The organism is Burkholderia sp. Ac-20349 (assembly GCF_017104865.1).
Lineage (GTDB): Bacteria > Pseudomonadota > Gammaproteobacteria > Burkholderiales > Burkholderiaceae > Burkholderia > Burkholderia aenigmatica.
Map to the genome: position 1 here is coordinate 1 of NZ_JAAGPM010000192.1, position 12,069 is coordinate 12,069.

15 protein-coding genes and 1 pseudogene are annotated in these 12,069 nt (G+C 68.9%); 6 read left to right on the forward strand and 10 right to left on the reverse strand.

The window, feature by feature from the left end:
* The 7 genes and pseudogenes from G3N61_RS35255 to madL all read right to left on the reverse strand — a co-directional run.
* Positions 1–251: pseudogene (locus G3N61_RS35255) on the reverse strand (phosphoribosyl-dephospho-CoA transferase); the annotation flags it as partial.
* Positions 238–945 carry a biotin-independent malonate decarboxylase subunit gamma gene (mdcE, locus tag G3N61_RS35260; protein ID WP_205824673.1) on the reverse strand — a complete coding sequence of 236 codons (708 nt, stop codon included), beginning with the start codon at positions 943–945 and terminating at the stop codon, positions 238–240. The pseudogene G3N61_RS35255 and the gene mdcE, both read right to left, overlap by 14 nt.
* Before the next feature lie 81 nt (positions 946–1,026).
* Positions 1,027–1,959 carry a biotin-independent malonate decarboxylase subunit beta gene (locus tag G3N61_RS35265; protein ID WP_089450234.1) on the reverse strand — a complete coding sequence of 311 codons (933 nt, stop codon included), beginning with the start codon at positions 1,957–1,959 and terminating at the stop codon, positions 1,027–1,029.
* A complete protein-coding gene (gene mdcC / locus G3N61_RS35270) occupies positions 1,956–2,270 on the reverse strand; it encodes a malonate decarboxylase acyl carrier protein (protein ID WP_027787896.1) in 315 nt (104 codons plus the stop codon). Before mdcC ends, G3N61_RS35265 begins: the two co-directional genes overlap by 4 nt.
* Before the next feature lie 10 nt (positions 2,271–2,280).
* Positions 2,281–3,927, reverse strand: a complete 1,647-nt coding sequence (mdcA, locus tag G3N61_RS35275; RefSeq protein WP_043182239.1) for a malonate decarboxylase subunit alpha — start codon at positions 3,925–3,927, stop codon at positions 2,281–2,283.
* Between the two features lie 134 nt (positions 3,928–4,061).
* On the reverse strand, positions 4,062–4,829 hold the full coding sequence (gene madM, locus G3N61_RS35280) for a malonate transporter subunit MadM (protein WP_043182237.1): 768 nt from the start codon (positions 4,827–4,829) through the stop codon (positions 4,062–4,064).
* Between the two features lie 11 nt (positions 4,830–4,840).
* Positions 4,841–5,236: a malonate transporter subunit MadL gene (gene madL, locus G3N61_RS35285; protein ID WP_034186756.1), complete on the reverse strand. Its 396-nt coding sequence runs from the start codon at positions 5,234–5,236 to the stop codon at positions 4,841–4,843.
* A 327-nt stretch (positions 5,237–5,563) separates the two neighbouring features.
* Here madL and G3N61_RS35290 point away from each other — a divergent pair, with 327 nt between their 5' ends.
* Together G3N61_RS35290 and G3N61_RS35295 are read left to right on the forward strand one after the other, a co-directional pair.
* Entirely contained in the window at positions 5,564–6,412 is an 849-nt protein-coding gene (locus tag G3N61_RS35290; RefSeq protein WP_043182232.1) for a LysR substrate-binding domain-containing protein, read from the forward strand.
* A 187-nt stretch (positions 6,413–6,599) separates the two neighbouring features.
* Positions 6,600–6,881, forward strand: a complete 282-nt coding sequence (locus G3N61_RS35295) for a DUF4148 domain-containing protein (RefSeq protein ID WP_043182229.1) — start codon at positions 6,600–6,602, stop codon at positions 6,879–6,881.
* Positions 6,882–6,915: 34 nt separating this feature from the next.
* Here the strand turns inward: G3N61_RS35295 and G3N61_RS35300 are convergent, their stop codons facing one another.
* Positions 6,916–7,833 carry a 3-hydroxyacyl-CoA dehydrogenase NAD-binding domain-containing protein gene (locus tag G3N61_RS35300; RefSeq protein WP_205824674.1) on the reverse strand — a complete coding sequence of 306 codons (918 nt, stop codon included), beginning with the start codon at positions 7,831–7,833 and terminating at the stop codon, positions 6,916–6,918.
* 247 nt (positions 7,834–8,080) lie between these two features.
* Between G3N61_RS35300 and G3N61_RS35305 the strand changes: the two genes are divergently transcribed.
* A complete protein-coding gene (locus G3N61_RS35305; protein WP_043182227.1) occupies positions 8,081–8,521 on the forward strand; it encodes an Hsp20/alpha crystallin family protein in 441 nt (146 codons plus the stop codon).
* 16 nt (positions 8,522–8,537) lie between these two features.
* On the forward strand, positions 8,538–8,948 hold the full coding sequence (locus G3N61_RS35310; protein WP_205824675.1) for an Hsp20/alpha crystallin family protein: 411 nt from the start codon (positions 8,538–8,540) through the stop codon (positions 8,946–8,948).
* An 87-nt stretch (positions 8,949–9,035) separates the two neighbouring features.
* On the opposite strand, the gene G3N61_RS35315 is transcribed toward G3N61_RS35310, so the two are convergent.
* Together G3N61_RS35315 and G3N61_RS35320 are read right to left on the reverse strand one after the other, a co-directional pair.
* Positions 9,036–9,371 carry a zf-TFIIB domain-containing protein gene (locus G3N61_RS35315; RefSeq protein WP_089450232.1) on the reverse strand — a complete coding sequence of 112 codons (336 nt, stop codon included), beginning with the start codon at positions 9,369–9,371 and terminating at the stop codon, positions 9,036–9,038.
* A gap of 91 nt (positions 9,372–9,462) precedes the next feature.
* Positions 9,463–10,218 carry a TerC family protein gene (locus G3N61_RS35320; RefSeq protein ID WP_089450231.1) on the reverse strand — a complete coding sequence of 252 codons (756 nt, stop codon included), beginning with the start codon at positions 10,216–10,218 and terminating at the stop codon, positions 9,463–9,465.
* 108 nt (positions 10,219–10,326) lie between these two features.
* On the opposite strand from G3N61_RS35320, the gene G3N61_RS35325 reads away from it, so the two are divergent.
* Positions 10,327–11,220 (forward strand): LysR family transcriptional regulator, encoded by an 894-nt coding sequence (locus tag G3N61_RS35325; protein WP_089450230.1) that lies wholly within the window; start codon positions 10,327–10,329, stop codon positions 11,218–11,220.
* A 115-nt stretch (positions 11,221–11,335) separates the two neighbouring features.
* Positions 11,336–12,069: DUF2242 domain-containing protein (locus G3N61_RS35330; protein WP_205824676.1), on the forward strand; the 734-nt coding region annotated here is incomplete at its 3' end.

Below are 12,069 nucleotides of genomic sequence, written 5' to 3' on the forward strand. Positions count from 1 at the left end.
TCGGCGGCCGCGTTCGGGGGGAGGCGCGCCTTGCCCGCGGAAGGCGGCAGCGGCAGGCCGAGCGGCACGCGGCCGGCATCGGCCTGGTCGGGCGACGCGCGGCGCACGATCAGCGGCCAATCGTGCGCGGCCCATGCCTGCACGAGCGGATCGGCCGCGAGCACCGGATCGCGCGCGAATGCCGCGCCCCACCCCGCCGCCGTCAGCGTGACGAGCGTGTGGCGGCGCAGCGGCGGCTCAGCGTGCGGCACGCGCGAGTGCCTCGACGCGCTGGGCGACATCGGCGGCAACCGGCCGGCCGCGCGTGGCGCGCCGGTCGACGCGGTCGGCCGGTTTGCCGAGCCATTCACCGACCTGCGCATCGAGTGCGCGGGACGGATCGAGCACGGCGTCGACGGCGCCCATCTTCACGAGGTTGTCGAGCCCCGGCGCGAACACCGGCGTCGAACGCGACATCTCCTTCAGCACGTCGATCGGCAGCTTGGTCACGCGCGACATCGACGGCAGGTCCATCACCTCCGGCTCGGCGCCCGGCACCGCAAGCAGCGTGCGCGTGGCGAGCGCGGTCGCGATGAACGCGCCCGCGGCCGTGTGACCGTACAGCACGCCGATGGTCCGGTGCCCGGCGAGATCCGCATGCATCAGGCACTTCGCGAGATGCGACAGCCCTTCGTTCAGGCCGAGCAGTTCGTCGCGCTTGCTCATCCGCTGGCTGTCGCTGTCGACCAGCACGACGATCGGCGTGTCGCCGCCGCGCGCGACCGTGTCGAGCACGCGCGCCGCGAGCGTCAGCGCCTCGTCGATGCCGAACGGCAAACGCTCGGAGACGCCGATCACGTCGACGCGCGTGCCGGCCAGTTCCGCGTGGCCGGTCAGCAAGCCACCGTGACGGACGACCGAATGCCCTTGCGGGAACAGTGAATTCAGTACCTCATCGAGCGTCATGCGATGCCTCCCGCCGGGCCGCCCCAAGGGAGGCATCCGCCCCCTCGGGGGGCAGCGAACGAAGTGAGCGTGGGGGTCGTTTCATTTCTGCTCCTGCAGTTGGTCCGCGAGCGCGGCGAAGGCATCATCCGGCATCCCCGGAATCGCTTCGGGCGCCGATGCGCCCAGCGCACGCCACACGTCGAGCGCGTCCTTGCACGCACCGAACCGCTCGACGCGCGCTTCGAGGCGCGCCTGTTCCGCGCGCAGCATCGCCGCATCGAATGTCGGCGCGCGGCCGATCAGCGCCAGCGCCGCCGCACGGAAAGCATCGGGCGTGTCGGCCACGTAGCGATCCGCGCCGCCGATCAACCGCCGGTGCTTGCCGCCCATCGTGCGCCAGATCAGCGCGCGGTCCTTCGCATCGAATTCCTCGACGCCGCGATTGGTCTCGATCACTTCGGGGCCCGACACGCTGATGCGGCCCTGCTCCGACACCGCGAGCGCCGAGCAGCACGCGGCGAGCAACCCGCCGCCGCCATAGCAGCCCGCGCGCCCGCCGATCAGCCCGATCACCGGCACGCCGGCCGCACGCGCTTCGACGAGCGCGCGCATGATCTCGGCGATCGCGAGTTCGCCCGCGTTCGCTTCCTGCAGCCGCACGCCGCCCGTATCGAACAGGATCAGCACCGGCTTGCCGGTGTCGCGCGCCGCGCGCAACAGCCCCGTGAGCTTCGCACCATGCACTTCGCCGAACGCACCGCCCATGAAGCGGCCTTCCTGCGCGGCGACGAACACCGGCCGGCCGTCGAGCCGGCCGTGGCCGACCACCATCCCGTCGTCGAACTGCTGCGGCAGGTCGAACAGCGGCAGGTGCGGGCTCGTCACGCGCTCGGCCGGGCCGAGGAATTCGCTGAAGCTGCCCGTGTCGAGCAGCCCGTCGATACGTTGCCGGGCCGATGCCTCGTACCAGCTCGCGCCATTCGCGACGAACGCGGGCGTATCGCGCGTATCGTGGATCGCGTCGTTCATCATGCGTCCCCCTCGATTGCCCGCACCGCCTGCGCGAGCCGCAGCGACACCATGTCGGGCCGCGCGCCGCCGTCGTTGATCGACAGCTTCAGGCCGCCCGGCGTGCGCCGCTCGACGAAATCCGTGACGACGGCCTGCCACACCGCGCCGAAACCGACCGCCGCAGTGCGGATGTCGATCTCGCATTCGTTGCCCGGCAGCACGCGCTCGACGAGCACTTCGAGATTGCCGGATGCCACCACGCCGACGAGCGCCGCGGCCTGCTCGCCCTTCGCGCGCTCGCGCGCGGTGAAGCGGTAGTTCAACTGTTCCATGCCCTCTTCCTCACCAGTTGCGGAACCGGGCCGGCGGCGCATAGAGCCCGCCCGACCAGTGCACGAGATCCTTGATCGAACGCGCGGCGAGCCAGCGGCGATCGGCGTCGAGCGGATCGATGCCGAGATCCTCCGGGCGGCGGATCACGCCGCGTTCGCGCAGCCGCTCGACCATCTTCCGGTCGCGGCCGCGGCCGATCTCCGTATAGCCGGCGACGCCGCGGATCGCATGCTCGCGTTCGTCCTTGTCGCGACACATCAGCAGGTTCGCGATTCCTTCCTCGGTGACGATGTGCGTGACGTCGTCGCCATAGACCATGATCGGCGCGAGGTCGAGCTGCAGCTTGTCGGCGAGCTTCAGCGCGTCGAGCTTCTCGACGAACATCGGCACGTTCTTGTCGCCGAACGTCTCGCCGATCTGCACGACGAGCTTGCGGCCGCGCCTGAGCGCCGCCGGCGTGTCGGGGTCGGCTTCCGCGCCGGCCTTCAGCCACGGCTCGCTCGGATGACGCCGGCCGCGCGCGTCGCTGCCCATGTTCGGCGCGCCGCCGAAACCGGCAATGCGCTCGGCCGTGACCGTCGACGAATGGCCGGACAGGTCGATCTGCAGCGTCGAGCCGATGAACATGTCGCACGCATAGAGCCCGGCCGTCTGGCAGAACGCACGGTTCGAGCGCAGCGACCCGTCGGGGCCCGTGAACCAGATGTCGGAGCGCGCGCGGATGTAGTCGTCCATCCCGACTTCCGAGCCGAAGCAGTGGATCTGCTCGACCCAGCCCGACTCGATCGCGGGAATCAGCGTCGGATGCGGATTGAGCGCCCAGTGCGAGCAGATCTTGCCCTTCAGCCCGAGCTTCTCGCCGTAGGTCGGCAGCAGCAGCTCGATCGCGGCCGTGTTGAAGCCGATCCCGTGGTTCAGGCGCTTGATGCCGTACGGCTCGTAGATGCCCTTGATCGCGAGCATCGCGGTGAGGATCTGCGTTTCGGTGATCGCGGCCGGATCGCGCGTGAACAGCGGCTCGACGTAGAACGGCCGGCCGGCCTCGACGACGAAATGCACGCGGTCGCCCGGGATGTCGACGCGCGGCACCTTGTCGACGATGCGGTCGACCTGCGCGATCACGATGCCGTCCTTGAAGGCGGTGGCCTCGACGACGGTCGGCGTATCTTCGGTGTTCGGGCCGGTGTACAGGTTGCCGTCGCGATCGGCGCTGACCGCGGCGATCAGCGCGACGTGCGGCGTGAGGTCGATGAAGTAGCGTGCAAACAGCTCGAGATAGGTGTGTACCGCACCGAGCGCGATCTTGCCGCCGAACAGCAGCTTCGCGATGCGCTGCGACTGCGGGCCCGAATACGCGAAGTCGAGGCGCTTCGCGATGCCGCGCTCGAACACGTCGAGGTGCTCGGGCAACACCACGCCCGACTGCACCATGTGCAGGTCGTGCACCTTTGCACTGTCGACGTCGGCAAGCGCCGTCGCGAGCAGGTCGGCCTGCTTCTGGTTGTCGCCTTCGAGGCAGACGCGGTCGCCTGGCCGCAGCACCGCTTCGAGCAACGCCACGGTGTCGCGCGCATCGACCCGCTTGCCCTGCGCGAAACGCGCACCGGCCGCGAGGCGTGCATCGCGCGCCTGCCGCGCGTGATTCCATCCCGTCATGAACAGTTCTCCCGCTTCGATGGTTCAGCGGCATTCTAAGCCTGGCGCCGCCGCCGATTGATGATGTTGACGAATGCGACTCAGAGGACGCCGCGATGGATGCGGCCCGCGCACGAGTCGCCCATCGTCCGGGCCTACCCGCCGACCAGCGCGCGCGTCGTGAAGAACAGCAGCGACGGGCCGAGCAGGCAGCCGACGCCCGTATGGAACGTCGCGACCAGCGCGCCGTACGGGACGAGCCGGCGGTCGGTCGCCGCGAGCCCCGCGCTCACGCCGCTGACGGTGCCGGCCAGGCCGCCGAAGATCATCGCCGAACGCGGCGTCTTCAGGCCCATGAAGTTGGCCGCGACCGGCGTGCCGACCATCACGATGATCGCCTTCACGAGCCCCGTCGCGATGCTGAGCGCGATCACGTCGGAGCTGGCGCCGATCGCCGCGCCCGTGACGGGCCCGACGATGTAGGTGACGGCGCCCGCGCCGATGGTCGTCATGCTGACCGCGTCGGTGTAGCCGAACGCGCGCGCGATGCACGCGCCGACGATGAACGGCAGCACGGTGCCGAGCAGCAGCGACACGACGCCGACGAGCCCGGCCTTGCGCGCCTCGGCCGGCTGCACTTCGAACGCGGTCGCGACGATCGCGAAATCGCGCAGCATCGCGCCGCCCATCAGGCCGACGCCCGCGAACAGCCGCACGTCGGCGAGCCCCTTCTCGCCACCGGTGAAGGCGCCACCGACGTAAGCCAGCGCAAGACCGATCACGATCGCGATCGCGGAGCCGTGCACGCGGCCGAACGTGAGCTTGCGCGACGCGATCGACGACAGCCACATGATCAGGCCGACCAGCGCGAACGACGCGACGAGCCCGTTGTGGGCGACGGTTTTTTCGAGCATCTGCAGCATGGCGGCCTCCGTCACTGTTCTTCGAATTGCGGCACGCCCGCGAAGGCCGTGTCGTCGCGCCCGGTGCGCACGAGTACCGCGATGCAGCATGCGCAGATCGCGACTGCGCCGACGGCGGCCAGCAACGCGACCGGGCCGCCCTTCAGCGCGGCGACGACGTTCTGGTTCGCGGCCATCGCAACGACCACGGGGATGTACATCGCCCCCCAGAAACCGACGCCGGCTTCGGTCTCCTTCGGCAGCCAGCCGCGGCGGTGCAGCCACAGGCGCAGGCAGATCAGCAGCAGCATCGCGATGCCGACGCCGCCGACGTTGGTCTTCACGCCGATCGCGCTGCCGAGCAGGTCGCCGAGGAACAGTCCGGCCAGGTGGCAGAACGCCAGCAGCGCGGTTCCGTAGATGATCATGAGTCGTCTCCAGTCTCTTCGTGACGGGCGCCGGACGCATGCAGGAACCGGCCCCGCACGCCGATCCCGTGCGCGGACTCGTCTCCTGCGGCGGTGCGCCGCGGCCCGGCGGCCCGTCTTGCGGGCGCGTTCTCGGGCGGTCGATGGGATGATGCGGTTTCGGGCCGGACGCCGGATGCCGTAGACTGAATGAAGCAGCCGCCGGCGCGACGCGGGCTACGCGCCCGGTGTACCCCGTTGGGGGCCGCACCGGCGCGTGATCCGATACTAGCGCCGCAAAATCCGGCCATTTATGAAGTTGTCGAAACCGATTCAGTGGATTTAGCAATGCGCCCGTTACCGCCCGAGCTGCTGCGCAGCTTCGTCGCCGTCGCCCAGTCCGGCAGCTTCACCGCCGCGTCCGAGCGCGTGAACCTGTCGCAGTCGACCGTCAGCCAGCACATCCGCCGCCTCGAGGAGCTGCTCGACCGGCCGCTGTTCGAACGCGACACGCGCAACGTGCACCTGTCGCAGCACGGCGACGCGCTGTTCCGCTACGCGGTGCGGATCCTCGAACTGATGGACGAGGCCGTCACGTCGGTGTGCGGGCCACCGCTGTCGGGCAAGGTGCGGCTCGCGATGTCGGAGGATTTCGCGTCGGCGCACCTGACGGCCGCGCTCGCGAGCTTCGTGCAGCGCAATCCGGACGTCGAGCTCGCGATCTCGACCGGGCTGTCGGGCGACCTGTTCGATGCGCTCGACGAAGGGCGGCACGATCTCGTGTTCGCGAAGCGCATCGCGGGCAGCCGGCGCGGCCGCGTGATCCGCAGCGAACCGCTGTACTGGTGCACGGGCCCCGATTCGCGGATCACCGGCCACGAGACCGTCCTGCCGCTCGCGATGCATCCGGAGCCGAGCGTGTCGCGCCGCCGCGTGCTCGAATCGCTCGAGGCCGTCGGGCGGCCGTACCGGATCGCGGTCGTGAGCAGCAGCGTCGCGGTGTTGCGTGCCGCGGCGAGTGCGGGGCTCGGCGTCAGCGCGTTCGCCGGCTATGTGATTCCGGCCGGGCTCGCGCGGCTCGACGCGGGGCTGCCCGAACTCGGCGAACTCGAATACGTGATCGACCGGCCGGCGGCCGCGTCGCGTTCGACGCTCGCACTCGAAGCCACGCTGATCGCGGCGGCGTCGGAGTTGTAACCGCTCCGGGCGCGGCACACGCAGAGGGGACCGCACCCGGTGCCCGCGCCGGGTGCCCGCACCTGACAGCTTTGCCCGGAACGCGTCATCGTCCGCGCAGCACCCGCTCGCGACAATGGGACCCATCGGAACGCACGGCCAGCCGCCGCGCGCATCCGGTGTCCCGTCCCCTTGATCGGAGCACGCCATGAATGTCTTGCGATTCGCCGTCGCGACCGCCACCGCCGCCCTGCTGTCCCCCGCCTTCGCCCAGACGACCGACGCCGCGGCGCCCGCGCAGGGGCTGACCCGCGCGGACGTGATCGCGCAACTCAAGCAGGCCTATCTCGACGGCGAACTGCCGACGAACGACGGCAACTACCCGCCGAACGCCGCGACCCGCGCACGCAACCGCGAACTGGTGCAGGCCACGAGCCCGGCCTGGCTCGCGCAGACGCCGCAGGCACCGCAAACCGCCGCGCAGCAGTAGCCGGCTGCGGCCCGTACGCGGCGCCGCGGCGCGGTCACGGCAGGAAACTGCGGCGCCGCGCGTCGATCAGTTCGACGAGCAGGCGGTCGCGTTCGGCCGCCAGTTCCTGCATCGAGCGCTCGCCCTGGATCGCGCGCAATTCGTCGTTCAGCTTGCGATCGACGTCCGGATCGAACGAAGGCGTGCCAAGGTCGTCCCACCAGCTGGTGATCGGCCCCGACAGGTGTTCGAGAAAATGCGCGATCCCGCCCGCGCCGCCGCCGAGGTGATAGGTCAGGCACTGCCCCATCAGCCCCCAGCGCAGGCCGGGGCCCCAGGCAACGGCCTTGTCCGCGTCGGCAACGCTCACGACGCCTTCGCCGACGAGGTAATACACCTCGCGGAACAGCGCGGCCGCGAGCCGGTTCGCGACGTGGCCGGTCATCTCCTTGTTGAGGACGATCGTCTGCTTGCCGAGCGCATCGTAGAAATCCTTCACGCGCGCGATCACGTCCTGGCTGGTCGCATCGCCGCCGACCAGCTCGACGAGCGGAATCAGGTGCGGCGGATTGAACGGATGCGCGATCAGGCAACGCTCCGGATGCTTGTCGCATGCGGTCTGGATGTCCGACATTTTCAGGCCGGACGAACTCGACGCGATCGGCACGTACGCGGGCAGCACATCGTCCATTTGCCGGTACAACTCGCGCTTCAGGTCGAGCCGTTCCGGGCCGTTTTCCTGCACGAAATCGACGCCGTCGAGCGCACGCACGAGATCGGCGTCGAACGACAGCCGCGCGGAAAGCTCGGCGGCCCGATCGCCGAGAAACGCGGCCAGCGCGTCGCGCAGCCGCGTGTCGGCTTGCGGCGCCGGATCGGTCGCGACGACGTCGAAACCCTGCGTCAGATAGAAGGCGGCCCAGCTTGCGCCGATCACGCCGGCGCCGACGATCGCGATGCGTCGAATGTCCATGTTTGTCCCGTGTCGTTGGTCTACAGATAGATCGCGGCGATTGTCGCATCGAATCGCACGGGCCTGCATTGATGCAGATTGCAGATTCCCTCTTGAAATGCGCTGCGGCAGTCACTAATTACACGTCGTCGGGCAGTGCATCATGCAACGCACCGCCCCCGTTTCGACCCAGTGGAGTTCCCGCGTCGCGCCCGCCGCAGGCGTCGCGCCGTCACGTCTCCCGCGTTCCCTGTTCAGGAGGACCAACATGAGCGGTATCCATTTCGGCAGCGACCTGTTCGACGAATTCGCCCGCGTGCAGCGGCAAGTAGCGAACCTGCTCGGCGAACGTCCGTCCGGCATTCGCGCGGTGCGTCCCGGTGCGTTTCCCGCGCTCAACGTCGGCGCGACCGACGGCGCCATCGAAATCGTCGCGTTCGCGCCCGGCATGGCCGCGGGCGACTTCGACGTATCGATCGACAAGGACCTGCTGACGATCAGCGGCGAACGCAAGCCGGCGCCGCGCAGCGAAGGCGACGATTTGCGCACCTATGCGCAGGAGCGCTTTCACGGTGCGTTCCGCCGTGTCGTCGAGCTGCCGCGGGATGCGGATCCCGACCAGGTCAGCGCCCGCTATGAAAACGGCTGCCTGCTGATTCGCGTCGGCCGGCGCGAGGCATCGAAGCCGCGTGCGATCACCGTTCAATAATATTCAGGATACCGACATGAATGCGAACCCGACCCTGGCCGAGCGTCAGACCAACTCCGCTCACCCCGCTGCCGCCGAAGCAGCCCGCCGGCCCGCGATCACGCCGGCCGTCGACATCGTCGAGAATCATCTCGGCGTCACGCTGCGGGCCGACCTGCCCGGCGTGCCGCGCGAGAATCTCGACGTGAAGGTACACGACAACACGCTGACGATCGAAGCCGATACGCACCTCGACACGCCGGCCGATCTGCGCGTGCGGCATGCCGAGATCCGCGCGACGCGCTACGCGCGCAGCTTCGTGCTGAGCCCCGACCTCGACACGTCGAGGATCGACGCGAACCTGCGCGACGGCGTGCTGACGCTGACGATTCCGCGCCGCGAAGAAACGCGTCCGCGTCGCATCGACGTGACGGCCGGCAACGCGTAAGCATCGGTGCGTGCCGTCATCCCGCACGCATGAAAAAGCCCCGCCGGATATGCACCCGGCGGGGCTTTTTTACGACGCGCCGCGCAATCAGTCGAAGTCGAACAGGTCGAACACCGATTTCTTGCGGCGCTGGCCGTCGTGCTTGTAGCGATCGTCATGCGAGCGGCCATCGTGCCGGTCACGATCGTCGTAAGCGCGAGCGTCACGTCCCCATGCGCCGTCGTGGCCGCGCGGCGCTTGCGCATCGTGCCGCGCGGGGGTCTCGTCGCGACGCACCGGCACGTCGCCGGTCTCGCGTGCGATCAGCTTGTCGAGTTCGCCGCGATCGAGCCACACACCGCGGCAGGTCGGACAGTAGTCGATTTCAATCGACTGGCGCTCGGCCATCAGCAGGTCGGGCGTCTTGCAGACTGGGCATTTCATCGCGCTTCTCCTTTCCGTGCGAATTTCATCTGGATTCCGTATGAGGCACGTGAGGCCGGCCGCCGCGGCGGCCGACGTCACGCGCGGCAGCTCAGTGGCCTTCCGTCCGTGCCGAGCGCTTCGCCTTCGCGCGCCGCGCCAGCATGTTCATGCCCTCGACGAAAGCCGAGAACGCCATCGCCGCGTAGATGTAACCCTTCGGCACATGCGAACCGAAACCTTCGGCGATCAGCGTCATGCCGATCACGACCAGGAACGACAGCGCGAGCATCACGATGGTCGGGTTACGGTCGATGAAGCGTGCGAGCGGCTGTGCTGCGAACAGCATCACGGCGACGGCGACGATCACCGCGACGAACATGATCGGCACGTGTTCGGTCATGCCGATCGCGGTCACGATGCTGTCGATCGAGAACACGATGTCGAGCATCACGATCTGGCCGATCGCGGCCCACATCGTCAGGCCGACCGCGCCGCCGGTACCGCCCGCGCCTTCACCGTCGTGCGACACGTGGTGATGGATCTCGGTGGTTGCCTTCCAGACGAGGAACAGGCCGCCCGACAGCAGGATCATGTCGCGCCACGAGAACGCATGGTCGAACAGCGTGAACACCGGTTCGGTGAGGCTCGCGATCCACGCGACGCTGCCGAGCAGCGCGAGGCGCATCACCAGCGCGAGCGCGATGCCGAGGCGCTGCGTGCGGGCACGCTGCGCTTCGGGCAGCTTGTTGCTGAGGATCGAGATGAAGATCAGGTTGTCGATGCCGAGCACGACTTCCATCACGACGAGCGTCAGAAGCGCCGCCCAGACGGCGGGGTCAACGGCAAGCGTCAGCAGGTAGTCCATGAAATGGGCCGATATGAAAGTGGAAAACCCGATGATAGGTCACCCCGGACTTCGGAAAAATCAGACAGAATCTGACTTTTAGTTCGGTTTTTCCGAAATTTCGATCCGATGCTCAATTTCCGACATCTGTACTATTTCTGGGTCGTCGTGAAGGAAGGCGGCTTCGCCCGCGCCGCCGCGCGCCTCGACATGGCCGTGCAGACGATCAGCGCGCAGGTGCGCGAGCTCGAAAAAGCGCTCGGGCACCAGTTGCTGCGCCCGGCCGGGCGCGGCGTCGCGATGACCGACGCCGGCCAGGCCGCGTTTGCACGCGCGGAGGCGATCTTCGAGATGGGGCGGCTGATTCCCGACGAAGTGCGCGCCGCGGCCAGCCAGCCGACCGTACGCCTCGCGGTCGGCCTCGCCGATGGCATCTCCAAGCTCGCCGCGCACGCGATCCTCGCCCCCGTGCTGGATACGCCCACGCTGCGGCTGCTGTGCCACGAAGGCGAGCACGACGCGCTGCTCGCGGAGCTGGCGCTGCATCATCTCGATCTGGTGCTGGCCGGCCAGGGCGCGCCTTCGGGGTCAAACCTGCGCGTGACGAGCGAGCGGCTGGTCGCTTCACCGGTCGACTGGTATGGCCCCGCGGCGCTCGTCACGCCGGCCGCGCGGCAGCACTTTCCGCAGTGCCTCGCCGACCTGCCCGTGCTGCTGCCGACCGCGCATTCGGCGCTGCGCGCGCGCCTCGATCGGTGGCTGGAAGGCGAACGGATCGTGCCGCGCGTGGCCGGGGAATTCGAGGACAGCGCGCTGATGGCCGTGTTCGCGGCGCGCGGCCTCGGCGTGTTTCCGCTGAGCGAACTCGGCGCGAACGACGCGTCGCTGCTGCGCGGATTGCGGCGGCTCGGGCGCGCGGGCGACGTGACCGAGGAGATCCACGCGATCCGCTCGCGGCGCGGCGAACACCATCCGCTGACGTCGCAATTGCTGGCTGCGGCACGCGGCGCGCCGGCCGACTGAAGCGAGCGCGACATCAAACGAAACTATAATGGCGCCCCGGCCTTACGAGATTGCCGCGCGCTTCATCCAGGCACTGCCGTTGCGCGACCTCTCGCCAAGCCTTCTGAAAGACGCCATGCACAACCGATTTCGCCTGTTTTCCGTTTCGTGCGCGCTCGCGGCCGCGACCGTGCTGGCGGCGTGCTCGTCGCCGCCCAAGCCGATCTACCAGCAGGAACAGTTCGACGCGACCAGCAGCCCGTATGCGCATACGTTCCACTCGAAGTCCGACGCGGCCTGCGAGGCCGCGCGGCGTGCGCTGCTGAGCCAGGGCTATGTGGTGTCGTCGTCGCGCAACGATGCGGTCGACGGCAGCAAGAATTTCCAGCCGAACAACGACATGCACGTCGTGATCGAATTTCACGTCGTGTGCGCGGACGCGAACGCGGACGGCTCGTCGAGCATCGCGTACGTGAACGCGGTGCAGGATCGCTACACGCTGAAGAAGTCGAATACGTCGGCCAGCGTCGGCCTCAGCGTGTTCGGCTCGCTGTCGCTGCCGATCGGGTCGAGCGACGACGCGCTCGTCAAGACCGCCAGCGAGACGATTCCCGCCGGCGTGTTCTATGAGCGCTTCTTCAATCTCGTCGAGCATTTCCTGAAGATCGACCCGGCCCGCCGCGACCGCGCGACCGTCAAGGCCGCCGAGAAGGAACCCGTCACGCCGCTACCGGAGCCCGCGCCGACGCCGCAGGGCGAGCCGATGAAGATGACGACGCCGGTCGTGCCGACGCCGCCCGCGGCGCCGGTGCCGCTTTCGCTGCCGGTCGTCGCGCCCGAGTCGGGCGCGAACGCCGTGCCGGCGGCGGC